Raw genomic sequence first — 18,844 nt, 5'->3', positions numbered from 1 at the left:
GGGCCGGGCAGGGGGCCGCCGGCAGCCTGATCGGCATGATTTCCAGCTGGGTGGGCATCGGCGGCGGCTCGATGAGCGTGCCTTTCATGAGCTGGTGCAATGTGCCGGTGCACACCGCCATCGCCACCAGCGCGGCGCTGGGCTGGCCCATCGCCGTGTCCGGCGCGATCGGCTATGTGTACAGCGGCTGGGGCGCGGCGGGATTGCCGCCCGGGTCCATCGGTTTCGTCTACCTGCCGGCGATGCTGGCGCTGATGCTGATGACGGTGCTGCTGGCGCCGGTCGGCGCCAAGGCCGCGCACCGGCTGCCGGTGCCCAAGTTGAAAAAAGCTTTCGCGGTGCTGATGGCGGCGATGGCCAGCGAGATGCTGTACAGCCTGTTGCGCGGCTGAGGTCTTCTGCAACCTTGTCGGCTTGCCTGTGGTCGAACTCGTTTGACCGAGAGAGAAAGGACGACGCGTGTTGAGAAGTGCGATTGTGTGCGTGGCGGGGCTGCTGACGGCGGCGCCGGCGGCTTTCGCTTACAGCGACGAGGCCAGGCTGCCCTTCGCCGGACAGCCGGGCGAGCTGCCGCTGGAGGTGGCGCTGCGTTTCGCCAAGAACCGCCTGGGCGAGGACGGCCGTTTCGAGTACGCCACGCTGAAGGTTGTTCAGACCAGCCAGCCGGAAGCGTTCGACCGGGCCGGCATCACGCTGATCCGCGAGGGGTTGATGGACGACAGCGTCAAAGGCGTGCGCCAGCGCTTCGAGCTCAGCCGCGGGGACAATGTCTGGACGCTGCGCGCGGTGAAGGAAGACTTCTCCTGCTGGCGCGGGCGCAAGGGCTGGGGGCTCAAGCCCTGCCCCTGAGGCGGCGCGCGCCAAGCATTTGTTTTTTGGGTCTTATCGCCGACGCGAAGACGCCGTTATAATGGGGCAATCATTTTGCGGACGGGCTGACCGGATGCACGCGCGCGGATCGCGCCCCGGGCAGCCCGCCTTTTGTATTTCAGAGTCCAGACAAAGATCGCCATGCAAGAACAATACAGCCCGCGGGCGGTAGAAGCCGCCGCCCAACAGAAATGGCAGAAGACTGCCGCCTTCAAGGCCGTGGAAGACGCGTCGCGTCCCAAGTACTACGCGCTGTCGATGTTCCCGTATCCGTCCGGCAAGCTGCACATGGGCCACGTGCGCAACTACACCATCACCGACGTGCTGGCCCGCTTCAAGCGTCTGCAGGGCTTCAACGTGCTGCAGCCGATGGGCTGGGACGCCTTCGGCCTGCCGGCCGAGAACGCGGCGATGAAGAACGGCGGCGCGCCGGCGGCGTGGACTTACGCCAACATCGAATACATGAAAACCCAGCTGGACAGCCTGGGCTTCGCGCTGGACTGGGAACGCGAGCTGGCCACCTGCAAGCCGGACTACTACCGTTGGGAGCAGTGGCTGTTCACCCGCCTGTTCGAGAAAGGCGTGATCTACAAGAAGAACGGCGTGGTCAACTGGGACCCGGTGGATCAGACCGTGCTGGCCAACGAGCAAGTGGTGGACGGCCGCGGCTGGCGTTCGGGCGCGCTGGTGGAAAAGCGCGAAATCCCGATGTACTACTTCCGCATCACCGACTACGCCGAGCAGCTGCTGGCGGATCTGGACAAGCTTGACGGCTGGCCGGAGCAGGTCAAGACCATGCAGCGCAACTGGATCGGCAAGAGCTACGGTTCCGACGTGGTGTTCCCGTACGACGAGGCCAGCATCGGCCACGCCGGCGAATTGAAGGTCTACACCACCCGCCCGGACACCCTGATGGGCGCGACCTACGTCGCCGTCGCCGCCGAGCACCCGCTGGCCACCCAGGCCGCGGCCGGCAACGCCGAGCTGCAGGCCTTCATCGCCGAGTGCAAGGCTGGCTCCGTCGCCGAGGCCGACATGGCCAAGATGGAAAAGAAAGGCATGGACACCGGCCTGTTCGTGATCCACCCGCTGACCGGCGAACGCTTGCCGGTATGGGTGGCCAACTACGTGCTGTGGGGCTACGGCGAAGGCGCGGTGATGGCCGTGCCGGCGCACGACGAGCGCGATTTCGAGTTCGCCAACAAATACAAACTGCCGATCAAGCAGGTGATCGCGCAGGCATCCGGCGACGGCGAGTACGACGCCGCCAATTGGCAGGAGTGGTACGGCGCCAAGGATGACACCGTGAAGACGGTCAATTCCGGCAAGTACGACGGCCTGGGCTACCAAGCCGCCTTCGACGCCATCATCGGCGACCTGCAGGCCAAGAACCTGGGCCAGAAGAAAACCCAGTACCGCCTGCGCGACTGGGGCATCTCCCGCCAGCGCTACTGGGGCTGCCCGATCCCGATCATCCACTGCGCCAGCTGCGGCGACGTGCCGGTGCCGGAAAAAGACCTGCCGGTGACGCTGCCGGAAAACGTGATTCCGGACGGCGCCGGCTCCCCGCTGGCCAAGATGCCGGAATTCTACGAAACCACCTGCCCGAAGTGCGGCGGCGCGGCCAAGCGCGAAACCGACACCATGGACACCTTCGTCGAGTCCAGCTGGTACTACGCCCGCTACGCCTCGCCGAAGTGCGATACCGCGATGGTGGACAAAAAAGCGGCCGATTATTGGCTGCAGGTCGACCAATACGTGGGCGGTATCGAACACGCCATCCTGCACCTGCTGTACGCGCGCTTCTTCCACAAGCTGATGCGCGACGAGGGGCTGGTGTCGTCGGACGAGCCGTTCAAGAGCCTGCTGACCCAGGGCATGGTGGTGTGCGAAACCTTCTATCGCGACCTGCCCAACGGCACCAAGGACTGGATCGCGCCGCAGGACGTGGACCTTACGCGCGACGCCAAGGGCAAGATCATCGCGGCCAAGCACCGCGTGGATGGCGAGCCGGTGGTGATCGGCGGCATCGAGAAGATGTCCAAGTCCAAGAACAACGGCGTCGATCCGCAGGAGTTCATCGAGAAATACGGCGCCGATACCGCGCGCCTGTTCATGATGTTCGCCGCGCCGCCGGAGCAGAGCCTGGAATGGTCCGACGCCGGCGTGGAGGGCGCGTTCCGTTTCCTGAAGCGCCTGTGGAAGAGCGCGCGCGAGCACGTCGAGGCCGGCGTGGTGGCGCCGTACGTCTCGGGCGAACTGAACGCCAGTCAGAAGGAACTGCGCTTCAAGCTGCACGGCACCATCCAGAAAGTGGCCGACGACTATGGCCGCCGCCAGCAGTTCAACACCGCCATCGCCGCGGTGATGGAGCTGTTGAACGCCTATGACAAGGCCGATACCTCGGGCGAAACCGGCCGCGCCGTGGCGCAGGAAGTGCTGGAAGCCGCCACCCTGCTGCTGTCGCCCATCGTGCCGCACGTCTGCGACGGCATCTGGAACGAACTGAAGCCGGGCACCGAGCTGCTGGCGCAATCCTGGCCCAAGGTTGACGAGAGCGCGTTGGTCAAGAGCGAGATCGAGCTGATGGTGCAGGTGGCGGGCAAGCTGCGCGGCAGCGTGACCGTGGCCGCCGACGCCGCCAAGGACGCCATCGAGGCCGCCGCGCTGGCGCACGAGAACGTGATCAAGTTCATGGAAGGCAAGCCGGCCAAGAAGATCATCGTGGTGCCGGGCCGCCTGGTCAACATCGTCGTCTAGCGCGGCGGAGTCGGCTCGTGGCGCCGTTTGGCGCCACGAGCTGTCAGCCATGCTGGAGCCGATATCGGATACGCGGCGCGGGGCGGTTTGTCCTGCGCCGTTTTTGCCTGGCGGATCATCCGCCATGGGGGATGCAATGAAACACTCTCTGAAATTCGCGCTGTTGGCCGGTTTCGCGCTGTTGCTGACCGCCTGCGGCTTCCATTTGCGCGGCCTGGGCGGCCCGATCAAGCCGCTGCCGTTCTCCACCATGTATCTGGAGGCCAGCGGCAAGAGCATTGAAGCGGATCTGCGCACCGTGTTCGCGCGCGATCCGAAGCTGACGGTGATGTCCGCGCCCAAGGGCGCGCAGGCGGTGGTGAGCGTGGTCAGCGAGAACCAGTCCAAGGACATCCTGACCATCAATACCGGCGGCCGCATCAACGAATACCAGCTGACTTACACCGCGGTGGTGCGCACGGTGATAAGCGGCGTGCCCGTCGATCCGGACATGGTGGTGACCGTGCGCCGCAGCCTGAATTACTCGGATAACCAGGTGCTGGGCAAGCAGCAAGAAGAAGACCTGCTGTGGGCCGACGCGCGCCGCGACGCCGCCGAGCAGGTGGTGCGCCGGCTGGCTTACCTGAAGGTGCCGGCCGCGCCGCTGGCCGGTCCCGCAAGCGTGAAGCCCGATGCCGTCCCTCAGCCCTGACGCGCTAAACGCGGGCTTGGCCAAAGGCCTGGCGCCGCTGTACCTGGTGCACGGCGAAGAAGCGTTGCTGGCGCTGGAGGCGGCCGACGCCGTCCGCGCCGCCGCCCGCGCCGCCGGCTACCTGGAGCGCGAGGTGCTGACGGTGGAGAGCGGCTTCGATTGGTCGCAACTGACCGACTCGATGTCCAGCGTGTCGCTGTTCGCCTCGCTGAAACTGCTGGAAATCCGCATTCCCGGCGGCAAGCCGGGCACCGAGGGCGCGGAGGCGCTGCAGCGCCTCGCCGCCGATCCGCCGCAAGACACGGTGACGCTGATCACGCTGCCCAAGCTGGACAAGGCGCAGCAGCAGAGCAAGTGGTTCACCGCGCTGGACAGGATCGCCCAGGTGGTGGAAGCGCGCCCGGTTGGCCGCGCCGAGCTGCCGGGCTGGATTGCCCGCCGGCTGAAGGCCCAGGGCCAGCAGCTGGGCGCGGAGGCGCTGGCGTTCTTCGTCGATCGGGTGGAAGGCAATCTGCTGGCCGCGCGGCAGGAAGTGGACAAGCTGGCGCTGCTCTATCCCAAGGGCGAGCTGAGCCTGGACGACCTGCAGGCGGCGGTGGCCAATGTCGCCCGCTTCGACGTGTTCCAGCTGTCCGAGGCCTGGCTGTCCGGCGACACGCCCAGGCTGACGCGGATGCTGGACGGCCTGATGGCCGAAGGCGAGGCGCCGGTGCTGGTGTTGTGGTCGCTGGCCGAGGACGTGCGCATGCTGCTCAAGCTGCGCCAAGGCCTGAAGGACGGCCGCCAGCCGCGCGACATGGCGCGCGAGCTCAGACTGTGGGGCGAAAAGCAGAAGCTGGCCGAGCCGGCGCTGCGCCGCATCGGTCCGCGCAAGCTGATGGCCGCGCTGTCCGAGTGCGCGCGCATCGACCGCCAGATCAAGGGCGTCGAGCCCGGCGAGCCCTGGCAGACCATGCGGGCGCTGGCGACCAGGCTGGCCGCCTGAGGGGATGCTCCAGGCAAAAACGGACCGCGCATGCGGTCCGTTTTTCGTAGTGAGCGCGCAAGCATGGCGTGTGGGAGTCGTGCGATGACTCCTTAGCGAGTTCATTTTATCTGGAGGAAGCATGCTGGAAGAAGGCGTGACGGGCATGTTGGCAGGGCGTGACTGGCAGTGCCTGGAGCTGGCCGGACTGCCGGAAGACTTGCTGCCCCAGGTGGCCGAGCTGTATGCCAGCCAGGGCTGGGGAACTGCGGAGGCATTCGATCTTGCCAGGATGGCGCGCGCTTTTCGCCAGGGATTGGGCGTGTATGCCTATGCGGGAGGCCGGGTATGGGGCTTGGCGCGCGGATTCAGCGATGGCTGGCAAGCGGGTTGGCTGGCGGAACTGATCGTGCACAGGGATGCCGCTGGCAGGGGAATCGGTTCCGCGCTGGGCCAGGCCTTTATTCAGCGTTGCGGGGCGGAAACCATTTATTGCGAGGCATTGAGCGGGCGGGAAGATTTTTTCGAAGGCTTGGGATTCCGCGTCCGGCCGCGTTTGACGGCGATGGCGCGGCGCGAGGGCGTTGCTGTGGATAAATAACCAGTTTGACTATGGTTGTGGATAAGATGCGGACGATCAGACCCGCGAATCGATAGTTTGCGAAGACTCGCGTTTTCTACAAGCCTTGCCGCTTATCGCATCTGCCGAAGGTGGGGTGTCTCCGAATGGCAAACCAACCGGATGCCTTTGAAGGTTCTTGCTAGTCTTAATGCACTGGCTTGTTTAAGAACGGGGATGGCATGAGCGGCATGCGTGATTGGACCGGCGGACGCTTCCACTATGCCTGGATCGCCGTCGGCGTCACCTTCTTGGTGATGTTGACTACCGCGGCCATCCGCGCCGCGCCCAGCGTGATGATGGTGCCGCTGGAGCGCGAGTTCGGCTGGAGCCGCTCCGCCATCTCGCTGGCTTTGTCGATCAACCTGGCGCTGTTCGGCCTGATGGGGCCGTTCGCGGCGGCGGCGATGCTGCGCTTCGGTCTACGGCGCACAGTGCTGTGCGCGCTGGCGCTGCTGGCCGGCAGCGTGGCGTTGTCCACGCTGATGCGCAGCAACTGGCAGCTGCAGCTGCTGTGGGGCGTGATGGTCGGCTGCGCCACCGGCGCCACGGCGATGACGTTGGGCGCGTCGGTGGTCAACCGCTGGTTCGTCCAGCATCGCGGGCTGGCGATGGGTTTGCTGACCGCCAGCTCGGCCACCGGCCAGCTGGTGTTCCTGCCGCTGATGGCCTGGCTGACAGGGCAACATGGCTGGCGCGGCACGGTGTGGCTGATCGCCGGCTGCATCGTCTGCGTGTTTCCGCTGGCGTGGCTGCTGCTGCCGGAGCGGCCGGCCAGCATCGGCCTGCGGCCGCTGGGCGAGCCGGAGAATGCGCCGCCGCCCGCGGCCGTGCATCACAATCCCATCGTTATCGCCTTCGGCGCGCTGAAAACGGCCAGCCGTTCCGGCGACTTCTGGCTGCTGTTCGGCAGCTTCTTCGTTTGCGGCGCCAGCACCAACGGCTATATCGGCACTCATTTCATCGCGATGTGCGGCGATTACGGGCTGACGCCGGTGCGCGGCGCCAGCTTGCTGGCGGCGATGGGCATGTTCGACCTGCTGGGCACCACGCTGTCCGGCTGGCTGTCCGACCGCTTCGCGCCGCAGGCGCTGTTGTTCGTCTATTACGGGCTGCGCGGACTGGCGCTGCTGTATCTGCCGCATGCCTTCGGGCTGGAGTACTTCTACGGCCTGCCGCTGTTCACCCTGTTCTACGGGCTGGACTGGGTGGCGACGGTGCCGCCGACGGTGAAGCTGACCACCGGCGTGTTCGGCAGCGAGCAGGCGCCGGTGGTGTTCGGCTGGATCGTCGCCGGCCACCAGCTGGGCGCCGCGTTCGCCGCGCTGGGCGCGGGCATGTTGCGCAACAGCCTGGGCAGCTACACCGCGGCGACGATGATTTCCGGCGTCTTGTGCCTGCTTGCCGCGGCGCTGGTGCTGCGCATCCGCATCGGGGGCCATCGGCCGGCGCTGGTCTGAGCCGGACTTTCAGCATGGATAAGGTTTTCAGTTTTGCGTCGCGGCGCAACGGCATATATTCGGGTTGCGGCGATTTGGAGATACGCGCGAGGGCGATTGCCGAATAGAGACTGATGCAGATTCATCTAAGTAAATACACGTAATAATCAATAAATCATGACTTCAGTTTCAGTTGCGTAGCCATTTTATTTGCAGAAAAACCGTCTACGGTTTGGCGTGGCAATGTGCTGATATTCAATGGAAATGCAGAGGAAGGATTCTCTGCCAAGCGCTCCTCTGGTTACGTTCCCAATTTATCTGTTCATATCGTTTTGCGCCATTAAAGTGTGAATTTTTTGCACTGGTTAAAATTAACGCCCATTACCTGTCCTTTTTGCCTTATTTTTTTCGGTAAAATTTTAGTTAGAAATAATTCCGGCTTCAGCAAATAGATGACCGATTTCGTCTGTGCAGGCAATGCTTGGCGACATTCCAGCTTGGTGGCAGCCGGGCGGCCGATTTGGCCGATGCCGAGCCTTGACTCTCAGACGCTTCTCATTCCTCGGCCTGCGCGCCGCTCCTTCCGATTCCCGCTGTCCGGTTTGTATCGATATTTGTTTGCCATTTGTTTCGCCGATTTGCGGCATGCCGCATGGACGCGAATGGCGGGCGATGGGATCGCGCAGAAAAAGGGTAGCCATCGCCGCGATGGAAGAGATGACCGGGCATGACTCATCAATAAAAAAAGGAACGCAAAGTGGCAGCTTCGCAAAATGGTGTGGACGCGGTATCTGATCAAGATGGCGTATGGGAAGGGACTAAGCAGGCCGATTTGCTGCGCGGAGGGGCGGGCGACGACGTGCTGAACGGTTATGAGGGAGACGATACGCTGCAAGGCGGCGACGGCAACGACACCCTGTTCGGCGATGCCGGCCATAACGTGCTGGAAGGCGGCCGCGGCGACGACAGCCTGGTCGGCGGCGTGGATGGCGATCTCTACCTGTTCAATCTGGGCGACGGCAACGACGTCATCTCCGACAACGCGCTGGAGAAGCGCAACGAGGCCGACGCCAATCCGGCCTACCGCGACGAGCTGCGCTTCGGCGCCGGCATTGCGCCGCAAGACATCGAGCTGCTGCATGTCGGCAACGACCTGGTGCTGCAGCATGGCAATGGCGAGGACTCCGTCACCATCCAAAACTGGTTCGTCGACAAGCGTTACTGGGTGGAGCAGATCCGCTTCGCCGACGGCACGCTGTGGACCATAGACGATCTGGCGCAGCGGGTGATCGTTCAGACCGGCACCGACCGCAAGGAGACGATGTCCGGCTGGATGGGCAAGGACCACCTGATCGGCCTGGCCGGCAACGACACGCTGAACGGGCGCGAGGGCGACGATTGGCTGGAGGGCGGCGCAGGCAATGACACGTTGCAAGGCGGAGACGGCGGCGATGTCTACCGTTTCGGCCGCGGCGACGGCGTGGACCTGGTGCAGGATTCCGGCGGACAGGATGCGCTGGAATTCGATAAGGGCGTCAACGCCGATCAGCTGTGGTTCCGTCGCCAGAACAACAGCCTGGAAGTCAGCGTGATCGGCGGCGGCGACAAGGTGGTGGTGGACAACTGGTTCGGCAGTGCCGCCAACCAGCTGGAAACCATACGCTCCGGCGATGGCAAGACGCTGGCGGCTTCGCAGGTGCAGGCGCTGGTGACGGCGATGGCGGCGTTCAATCCGCCGGCTGCCGGTCAGATGACGCTGCCGGCCGATTATCAGGCTGGCTTGCAGACGGTGATGGCATCCAGCTGGAAGTAAATAAACAGGTCTGATGTTTGATCGCAAAGCCACGCATGAAGATGCGTGGCTTTTTATTGTCTGGGCGGCTGAGAATGATTGGGGAGATATTTAGAGCTTTAACTTTGTAAGTAATTATACGTATTAACAGTGGCGTGATTTGTTTTGTTCCGGCAATAAAGCAAGATGAAGGGCGAGGGGAAGTTCTTGTCTGTCCTGTTGAGGGAGGCTGGGCAAGGATGGGAATTTTCTGGTAATTGGCCTTTGTTTGACTTCGCTGGGGGAGTGGCAATTTTTTAATTGGTAAAAATTAACATTTTTGTTTAAAGGAAAAGCCGGTATTTTCCTTTGCAAATTCCCATCCTTTTTGCCAGTCCAATTAAAAACATGTCTGATCCTATTAGCGGCCAAGCCGTGCCCGGGGCGTCGGCGCCAGACCATGGCCTGCTCGGCCTGGTGCTGCTGGCCCAGTTTCACGGCATCGCCGCCGACCCCGAGCAGCTTTCCCACCAATTCGGCCGCTCCGCCGAACCCTTCTCCGAAACCGATCTCCTCCTCGCCGCCAAGCATCTGGAACTGAAAGCCAAGATCGTCCAGCAGCCGCTGGACCGCATCGGCCTGATGGCCTTGCCGGCGCTGGCGCTGGCGGCCAATGGCGAGCACTTCATCGTCGCCCGCTGCGACGGCGACAAGGTGTTGATCCATGACCTGAAGCAGGGTCGTCCCGCGGTGTTGAGCCTGGACGAGCTGGCGGCGCGTTACGACGGCCGTTTGCTGGTGGTCGCCTCGCGCGCGTCGGCGGCGGGGGCCTTGGTCAAGTTCGACTTCACCTGGTTCGTGCCGGCCATCGTCAAGTACCGCAAGCTGCTGCTGGAGGTGCTGGGCGTGTCCTTCGTGCTGCAGCTGTTCGCGCTGGTGACGCCGCTGTTCTTCCAGGTGGTGATGGACAAGGTGCTGGTCAACCGCGCCTTCAACACGCTGGATGTGATCGCCGTCGGCCTGCTGGCGCTGTCGGTATTCAACGTGATCCTGTCCGCCCTGCGCGGCCACGTGTTCGCCCACACCACCAGCCGCATCGACGTGGAACTGGGTGCGCGCTTGTTCCGCCACCTGCTGGCGCTGCCGCTGGCCTATTACGAGGCGCGCCGCGTCGGCGATACCGTGGCGCGGGTGCGCGAGCTGGACAGCATCCGCAATTTCCTCACCGGCCAGGCGCTGACCACGGTGCTGGACCTGCTGTTCTCCTTCGTGTTCCTGGCGGTGATGTTCTATTACAGCGGCTGGCTGACGCTGATCGTGGTGATCTCGCTGCCGTGCTACGCCGCCTGGTCGGCGCTGCTGACGCCGGTGCTGCGCCGGCGGCTGGACGAGAAATTCGCCCGCGGCGCTGATAACCAGTCTTTCCTGGTGGAGTCGGTGGGCGGCATCGGCACCATCAAGTCGATGGCGGTGGAGCCGCACATGACCCGGCGCTGGGACAACCAGCTGGCCGCCTACGTGGCCGCCGGCTTCCGCGTGACGCGGCTGGCCAATATCGGCCAGAACGGCGTGCAACTGATCCAGAAGCTGGTGACGGTGGCCACCTTGTGGCTGGGGGCCAAGCTGGTGATCGGCGGCGACTTGTCGGTCGGCCAGCTGATCGCCTTCAACATGCTGGCCGGCCAGGTGGCGGCGCCGGTGGTGCGCCTGGCCCAGCTGTGGCAGGACTTCCAGCAGGTGGGCATTTCGGTGGAGCGGCTGGGGGACATCCTCAATACCCGCACCGAGTTGCCGGCCAGCCGCGCGGCGCTGCCGCCCATCCAGGGCAAGATCGAGTTCGACCAGGTGGTGTTCCGCTACCGCCCGGACGGCCCGGAGATCCTGCGCAAGCTGAGCCTGGACATCCGCGCCGGCGAAGTGGTGGGCATTGTCGGCCGCTCCGGCTCCGGCAAGAGCACGCTGACCAAGCTGGTGCAGCGGCTGTACGTGCCGGAATCCGGCCGCGTGCTGGTGGACGGCAATGATCTGGCCCTGGCCGATCCAGCCTGGCTGCGCCGCCAGATCGGCGTGGTGCTGCAGGAGAACCTGCTGTTCAACCGCAGCGTGCGCGACAACATCGCGCTGTCCGATCCGGGCATGTCGCTGGACGCGGTGATCCGCGCCGCCAAGCTGGCCGGCGCCCACGATTTCATCATGGAGCTGGCCGAGGGCTACGACACCATGGTCGGCGAGCACGGCGCCAGCTTGTCCGGCGGCCAGCGTCAGCGCATCGCCATCGCCCGCGCGCTGGTCTGCAACCCGCGCATCCTGATCCTGGACGAGGCCACCAGCGCGCTGGACTACGAGTCCGAGCGCGCGGTGATGCAGAACATGCGCGCCATCTGCCAGGGCCGCACCGTGCTGATCATCGCTCACCGCTTGTCCACCGTGCGCGGCGCCCACCGCATCATCGCGATGGACAAGGGGGTGATCGTCGAGGCCGGCAGCCATGCCGAGCTGGCGCAGAAGCCGGGCGGCTATTACGCCCACCTCCACAGCCTGCAACAAGGATAAGCCGCGATGAAGCATCAGATTGAGGCGTTGCGGGGCTTCCTGCAACGCTACCGCCAAGCCTTCGCCGACCATTGGTCCATCCGCCACCAGCTCGATCCCAAGCCGCGCAGCGAGGACGAGCTGGCCTTCCTGCCCGCCCACCTGGAGCTGACCGACAGCCCGGCTTCGCCCTTGCCGCGCTGGAGCATGCGCGTAATCGTCGCGTTGTTCGTGTGCGCGCTGCTGTGGGCGCTGATCGGCCAGCTGGATATCGTCGCCGTCGCCGGCGGCAAGACCGTCAGCGGCGGCCGCACCAAGATCATCCAGCCGCTGGAGCCCAGCGTGGTCAAGGCCATCCACGTGCGCGACGGCCAGCTGGTCAAGGCCGGGCAGCTGTTGATCGAGCTGGACGCCACCGCCGCCGGCGCCGACAACCGCAAGGCCGGCGACGCGCTGGAAACCGCCCGCCTGGCCGGCGCCCGCTACCAGGCGCTGCTGGCGGCGCTGGACAACGGCCGGCTGCCGCAACTGGAGAAGCTGGACGGTGTCGACCCGGCCAAGCAACTGAGCGAGGAAACGCTGGCCGTCGGCCAGTGGCGCGCCTACCAGGCCAAGCGCGACGCGCTGCAGGCGACCTTGCGCCAGCGCGAGGCCGAGCTGTCCACCACCCGCCAGCAGGTGATCAAGCTGCAGGGCACGGTGCGGCTGGCCGAAGCGCGCGAGCATGACTACCAGGAGCTGCTGGACAAGAACTTCATCTCCAAGCACGCCTACCTGGACAAGCAGCAGGCGCGCATCGAGCAGCAGGGCGACCTGGCCAGCCAGCAGAGCCGCATCCAGGAGCTGGCCGCCGCCATCGCCAGCCAGCGCGAAGAGCTGCAGGCGCTGACCGCCAACTTCCGCAGCGACGCGCTGGACAAGCTGCGCGAAGCGCGCGAGCAGGCCACCCAATCGGGCGAGGAAGTGAAGAAGACCGGCCGCCGCCAGGCGCTGACCCAGCTCACCGCGCCGGTGGCCGGCAGCGTGCAGCAGCTGGCCATCCACACCGTCGGCGGCGTGGTGACCGAAGCCCAGCCCTTGCTTGCGGTGGTGCCGGCCAACGAGACGCTGGAAGTGGAAGCGCAGATCGAGAACAAGGACATCGGCTTCGTCCGGCCCGGCCAGGCGGTGACGGTGAAAGTGGAAAGCTTTCCCTACACCCGCTACGGCTATCTGGACGGCGTGGTGGAAACCGTCAGCCACGACGCGCAGCAGGACGAAAAGCGCGGCCTGCTGTTCCCCGCCCGCATCCGGCTGAAACAAAACCATCTGGTGATAGACGGCGCCCGCGTCAAGCTGAGCGCCGGCATGGCGGTCAGCGCCGAGATCAAGACCGGCAAGCGCCGGGTGATCGACTACTTCCTCAGCCCGCTGCAGGAACACGTCGGCGAAGGCCTGCGGGAGCGTTGAGATGAAGATCCTGCTGATCCACCAGAACTTCCCCGGCCAGCTGCGCCACATCGCCGACGATCTGAAAAACCGGCCCGGCATCGACCTGCTGGCGGTGGGGCGCGACACCGCGCCCGGCCTGCAGGGCGTGCGGCTGCTGCGCTACCAGCCGCACCGCCAGCCCAGCCGCCAGGCCCACCCCTATCTGTACAGCTACGAGGACGCGGTGCTGCACGGCCAGGCGGTGCTGCGCAGCTTGCAGCCCTTGGCCCATCGCGGCTACCGGCCCGACGTGATCCTCGCCCATCCCGGCTGGGGCGAGACGCTGTTCCTGAAAGACCTGTTTCCGAACGCGCGGCTGATCCATTACTGCGAGTTCTTCTATCACGGCCGCGGCGCCGACGCCGACTTCGACCCGGAATTCCCGCTCAGCCTGGACGGCGCCGCGCGGCTGCGCGCCCGCAACGCGCTGCACCTGCTCAACCTGGAAAACGCCGACGCCGGCATCTGCCCCACCCACTGGCAGCACAGCCTGCATCCGGCCGCCTACCGCGACAAGCTGCACGTCGCGCACGAAGGCATCCGCACCGAGCTGTTGAAGCCCGACTCCGCCGCCGAACTGACGCTGCCCAACGGCCAAACCCTGCGCGCCGGGCAGAAGATTGTCACCTACGTCGCGCGCAATCTGGAGCCCTACCGCGGTTTCCACATCTTCATGCGCGCGCTGCCCGAGCTGCTGCGCGCCGAGCCCGATTGCCAGGTGGTGATTGTCGGCGGCGACGGCGTCAGCTACGGCAGCGCGCCGGCGGACGCGGCCCACTGGCGCGAAAAGCTGCTGCGCGAGAACCCGGTCGATCCGGGCCGCGTGCACTTTCTCGGCAAGGTGCCGTACGACGTCTACCGCAAGGTGCTGCAAGTCTCCGCTGTCCACGTCTACCTGACCTATCCCTTCGTGCTGTCGTGGAGCCTGCTGGAAGCGATGGCCAGCGGCTGCCGCATCGTGGCGTCAGACACCGCGCCGCTGCGCGAGGTGATCCGCGACGGCGTGAACGGAAACCTGGTGGATTTCTTCGACCGGGAGGCCTTGATCGAGAAGGTCAGGGAAGCGTTGCGCGAGGATGCGCCGGAGATGCGGCGGCAGGCGCGGCGGACGGCGCAGCGGTACAGCGTCGAGCAGGGTTTGAATGCTTACAGGAATTTGCTGGGCATCGATGTTTCTGGCGCGGCGACGGGAGTGGCCGCCCAGGAAAGCGATGCCTGGCTTAGGCAGTAGTCCGATAACAGAAAGGTAAAAAATGGCAACTTCGCAAGGTAACGCAGGCGCCGGAACGGGCAAGACGTGGAACGGTACCGATAAAGGAGAACTGATCAGCGCCGGGGATGGCGACGATACCCTGAACGGTTACGGCGGCGACGATACGCTGAACGGCGGCCCCGGCAATAATTTGCTGGATGGCGGCGACGGCGACGACAGCCTGACTGGCGGCAACGGCCATGACACGCTGGCCGGCGGCCGCGGCGACGATACGCTGGTGGGCGGGGTGGACGGCGATGTCTACCTGTTCAATCTGGGCGACGGGCGCGATCTGATTCTGGACAACGCCCTGAACAAGGCCGACGCGGCCGACACCGACCCGGCTTATCGCGACGAGCTGCGTTTTGGCGCCGGCATCGCGCCGCAAGACATCACGCTGCTGCATGTCGGCAACGACCTGGTGCTGCAGCACCGCAATGGCGACGATTCCGTCACCATCCAGAACTGGTTCGCGGGCAAGGCTTTCTGGATCGAAAACATCCATTTCGCCGATGGCACCAACTGGACGATCGCCGATTTGGCGCAGCAGGTGCTGGTGCAGACCGGCACCGAAGGCAAGGACAAGTTGAAGGGCTGGATAGGCAAGGATCATCTGATCGGCCTGGGCGGCAACGATACCTTGCTGGGAGGGGACGGCGACGACACGCTGCAGGGCGGCGACGGCGACGACTGGCTCGATGGCGGCAACGGCTGCAATGTGCTGGAAGGCGGCAAGGGCAACGATACGCTGATCGGCGGCGCGGACGCCGACGTCTACATCTTCAACCTGGGCGACGGCGCGGACGTGATCCGCGAAACCGCCGGCGTGGACGTGTCGGTGCAGGACGAGATCCGCTTCGGCGCGAGCATCGCGGTGAAGGACATGGTTGCGGTGCGGGTGGGCATGGACCTGGTGCTCAAGCACGCCAACGGCAGCGACAGCGTGAAGGTGGAAGGCTACTTCGCCGCAGTCGGCAGCCGCGTCGAGCGCATCGTGTTCGCCGACGGCACGGTCTGGACCCAGGCCGATCTGCGCGTCACGCTGACCGGCACCGACGGCGACGACACCCTGACCGGCTGGGAAGGCAGCGACGTGCTGATCGGCGGCGCGGGCAATGACGTGCTGATCGGCAACGGCGGATCGGACACCCTGATCGGCGGCATCGGCAACGACACCCTGGTGGGCGGCGCCGGCAGCGACGTGTACGTGTTCGAGGCCGGCCACGGCCATGACGTGATCGCCGCGCACAATGTGGACGTGGCGGTGACGCTGCATGACGAGATCCGCTTCGGCGTCGGCATCTCGGTGTCCGACATCCGCGTGCAGCAAGTGGGCGACGATATCGTGCTGGTCCACGTCAACGGCAGCGACTCCGTCACCATCCAGGGCGGCTTCAGCATTGAGCACGGCTGGCAGGGCCAGATCGTGTTCGCCGACGGCAGCGTGTGGCTGGGCGCGGAGCTGATCCAGCGCGTGGTGGGCATGCAGAACGGCACCGATGGCGACGACCTGCTGCAGGGCGAGGACGGCGCGGACATTCTCGACGGCGGCGCCGGCAACGACACGCTGATCGGCGGCAATGGCGACGATACCTTCCGCGGCGGCGCCGGCAATGACGTGCTGGTGGGCAACAAGGGCCGCGACGTGTTCGAGTTCGGCCTGGGCGGCGGCCGCGACCAGATCAACTACGGCGTGGCGGCGGCCAAGATGGCGCAGTACAGCAAGGGCGACCAGATCCGCTTCCTGGCCGGCATCAAGGCCGCCGACGTGCGGGTGCTGAAGTCCGGCAATGATCTGGTGCTGATGCTGGCCAACGGCCAGGATGGCATCACCATCAAGAACGGCGCGGTGGACAAGATGGGCTGGGCCGGCGAGGTGATGTTCGCCGACGGCGTCCGCTGGAGCGCGGCCGATCTGCAGAAGCTGATCGTGGTCGGCGGCAACGACACCATCAAGGGCAGCGCCGGCGACGACGTGCTGGTCAGCGTCGGCGGCACCGTGGTGCTGGAAGGCGGCAAGGGCAACGACACGCTGAAAGGCGGCGCCGCGCACGACATCTACGTGTTCAACCTGGGCGACGGCAACGACGTCATCATCAACAACTCGGTCAACGTTTCCGTCGGCCACCAGAGCGAAATCCGCCTGGGCGTGGGCATCTCGGTTTCGGACATCGTGGTGGTGCGCGCCGGCAACGACGTGATCCTCAAGCACGTCAACGGCAGCGATTCCATCCTGATCCAGAACTGGTTCAGCGCGACTTCCGCCCAGGTGGGCAGCGTGATCTTCGCCGACGGCGCGAGCTGGACTTCGGCGCAGATCAGCCAGTGGGCCAGCGGCGTCATCACCGGCGGCGCGGGCGACGATCTGCTGCAGGGCGGTGCCGGCAACGATGTGCTGGACGGCGGCGCCGGCAACGACACCCTGATCGGCCTGGGCGGCGACGACACCCTCAAGGGCGGAACCGGCAACGACGTGCTGGATGGCGGCGCGGGACGCGACGTCTACATCTTCAATCTGGGCGACGGCCAGGACGTGATCCGCTTCGACGGCAGCAGCGCGGCGGTAGCCTGGAGCGTCGGCGATGAAATCCGCTTCGGCGTCGGCATTTCGGTTTCCGACATTGTCGTGGTGCGCAGCGGCCTGGACGTGATCCTCAAGCATCGCAATGGCCAGGACAGCATCACCATCCAGAACGCGCTGACCGTCAACGCCAATTGGGGCGGCCACATCGCTTTCGCCGGCGGCGCCAACTGGAGCTTGGCTGAACTACTCAGCCTGTCCGGCGCGACGCTGACCGGCACCGAAGGCAAGGACACGCTGACCGGCGGCAAGGGCAACGACGTGATCTTCGGCTTGGGCGGCGACGATGTATTGGTCGGCGTGGACGGCAACGACAGCCTGTTCGGCGGAGCCGGCAACGACTCGCTGAACGGTGGCAACGGCGCGGACCTGCTGGAAGGCGGCGACGGCGACGATGTCATCATCGGCGGCCGGATCGACGGCAACGACTGGCGGGAAGAGCGCGACACGCTGCGCGGCGGCGCCGGCAACGATGTGCTGACGGCGGCCTGGGCCGGCTGGAACAACGTGTTCGAAGGCGGCACCGGCAACGACACGCTGACTGGCAGCTACGGCCGCGACGTCTACCTGTTCAATCTGGGCGACGGTCAGGACGTGATCATCGACAAGGCCTACCGCGTCAGCGCGGAAGACTCGTACCGCGATGAACTGGTCTTCGGCGCCGACATCAAGGAAAGCGACATCCAGGCGGTGCGCAGCGGCAACGACATGGTGTTCCGCCACATCAACGGCCGGGACAGCGTGACGGTGAAAGACTGGTTCGCCAACCAGCTGTACTGGATCGAGCAGATCACCTTCGCCAGCGGCGTGAAGTGGACGGCCGACCAGCTGATGAAGCAGGGCGTGCCGCTGGTGGGCACCGAGCTGGGCGACACGCTGCGCGGCGGCGACGTCGACGACTGGATCCAGGGCAACGGCGGCAACGACTCGCTGTACGGCGGGGTCGGCAACGACCTGCTGGAAGGCGGCGCGGGCGACGACGGCCTGTACGGCGAAGACGGCAACGACACGCTGCGCGGCGGCATCGGCAACGACACGCTGAACGGCGGCAACGGCGCGGACCTGCTGGAAGGCGGCGACGGCGACGATGTCATCATCGGCGGCCGGATCGACGGCAACGACTGGCGGGAAGAGCGCGACACGCTGCGCGGCGGCGCCGGCAACGATGTGTTGACGGCGGCCTGGGCCGGCTGGAACAACGTGTTCGAAGGCGGCGCCGGCAACGACACGCTGACCGGCAGCTACGGCCGCGACGTCTACCTGTTCAATCTGGGCGACGGTCAGGACGTGATCATCGATAAGGCCTACCGCGTCAGCGCGGAAGACTCGTACCGCGATGAACTGGTCTTCGGCGCCGACATCAAGGAAAGCGACATCCAGGCGGTGCGCAGCGGCAACGACATGGTGTTCCGCCACATCAACGGCCGGGACAGCGTGACGGTGAAAGACTGGTTCGCCAACCAGCTGTACTGGATCGAGCAGATCACCTTCGCCAGCGGCGTGAAGTGGACGGCCGACCAGCTGATGAAGCAGGGCGTGCCGCTGGTGGGCACCGAGCTGGGCGACACGCTGCGCGGCGGCGACGTCGACGACTGGATCCAGGGCAACGGCGGCAACGACTCGCTGTACGGCGGGGTCGGCAACGACCTGCTGGAAGGCGGCGCGGGCGACGACGGCCTGTACGGCGAAGACGGCAACGACACGCTGCGCGGCGGCATCGGCAACGACACGCTGAACGGCGGCAACGGCGCGGACCTGCTGGAAGGCGGCGACGGCGACGATGTCATCATCGGCGGCCGGATCGACGGCAACGACTGGCGGGAAGAGCGCGACACGCTGCGCGGCGGCGCCGGCAACGATGTGCTGACGGCGGCCTGGGCCGGCTGGAACAACGT

General features: G+C 65.5%; 12 protein-coding genes. All 12 read left to right on the top strand.

Annotation, left to right across the window (positions count from 1 at the left end):
- Positions 1–392 (top strand): sulfite exporter TauE/SafE family protein (locus ACY3GB_RS12685; protein WP_463089057.1); only part of this gene is annotated, 392 nt, incomplete at its 5' end.
- Between the two features lie 70 nt (positions 393–462).
- On the top strand, positions 463–849 hold the full coding sequence (locus ACY3GB_RS12680) for a hypothetical protein (RefSeq protein WP_463089056.1): 387 nt from the start codon (positions 463–465) through the stop codon (positions 847–849).
- A gap of 162 nt (positions 850–1,011) precedes the next feature.
- Positions 1,012–3,630 (top strand): leucine--tRNA ligase, encoded by a 2,619-nt coding sequence (gene leuS, locus ACY3GB_RS12675; protein ID WP_463089055.1) that lies wholly within the window; start codon positions 1,012–1,014, stop codon positions 3,628–3,630.
- A gap of 136 nt (positions 3,631–3,766) precedes the next feature.
- Positions 3,767–4,321 (top strand): LPS-assembly lipoprotein LptE, encoded by a 555-nt coding sequence (locus ACY3GB_RS12670; protein ID WP_463089054.1) that lies wholly within the window; start codon positions 3,767–3,769, stop codon positions 4,319–4,321.
- Positions 4,302–5,306 carry a DNA polymerase III subunit delta gene (gene holA, locus ACY3GB_RS12665; protein WP_046168673.1) on the top strand — a complete coding sequence of 335 codons (1,005 nt, stop codon included), beginning with the start codon at positions 4,302–4,304 and terminating at the stop codon, positions 5,304–5,306. The genes ACY3GB_RS12670 and holA overlap by 20 nt, the downstream gene beginning before the upstream one ends.
- Positions 5,307–5,427: 121 nt before the next feature.
- On the top strand, positions 5,428–5,886 hold the full coding sequence (locus ACY3GB_RS12660) for a GNAT family N-acetyltransferase (protein WP_463089053.1): 459 nt from the start codon (positions 5,428–5,430) through the stop codon (positions 5,884–5,886).
- Positions 5,887–6,086: 200 nt separating this feature from the next.
- Positions 6,087–7,364, top strand: coding sequence for an MFS transporter (locus ACY3GB_RS12655; RefSeq protein WP_463089052.1), 1,278 nt, complete (start codon positions 6,087–6,089; stop codon positions 7,362–7,364).
- A gap of 736 nt (positions 7,365–8,100) precedes the next feature.
- Positions 8,101–9,156 carry a calcium-binding protein gene (locus ACY3GB_RS12650; RefSeq protein WP_463089051.1) on the top strand — a complete coding sequence of 352 codons (1,056 nt, stop codon included), beginning with the start codon at positions 8,101–8,103 and terminating at the stop codon, positions 9,154–9,156.
- A gap of 366 nt (positions 9,157–9,522) precedes the next feature.
- Positions 9,523–11,667 carry a type I secretion system permease/ATPase gene (locus tag ACY3GB_RS12645; protein WP_463089050.1) on the top strand — a complete coding sequence of 715 codons (2,145 nt, stop codon included), beginning with the start codon at positions 9,523–9,525 and terminating at the stop codon, positions 11,665–11,667.
- A 6-nt stretch (positions 11,668–11,673) separates the two neighbouring features.
- Positions 11,674–13,095, top strand: coding sequence for an HlyD family type I secretion periplasmic adaptor subunit (locus tag ACY3GB_RS12640; RefSeq protein ID WP_463089049.1), 1,422 nt, complete (start codon positions 11,674–11,676; stop codon positions 13,093–13,095).
- Position 13,096: 1 nt separating this feature from the next.
- Positions 13,097–14,347, top strand: coding sequence for a glycosyltransferase family 4 protein (locus ACY3GB_RS12635; protein ID WP_463089048.1), 1,251 nt, complete (start codon positions 13,097–13,099; stop codon positions 14,345–14,347).
- Positions 14,348–14,369: 22 nt separating this feature from the next.
- On the top strand, positions 14,370–18,844 hold a 4,475-nt coding region (locus ACY3GB_RS12630), incomplete at its 3' end, for a calcium-binding protein (RefSeq protein ID WP_463089047.1).

It is taken from the genome of Chromobacterium sp. Ag138 (assembly GCF_055181315.1).
Note: the sequence above shows the minus strand (reverse complement) of the source record. Positions and strands in the feature narration are given on the sequence as shown.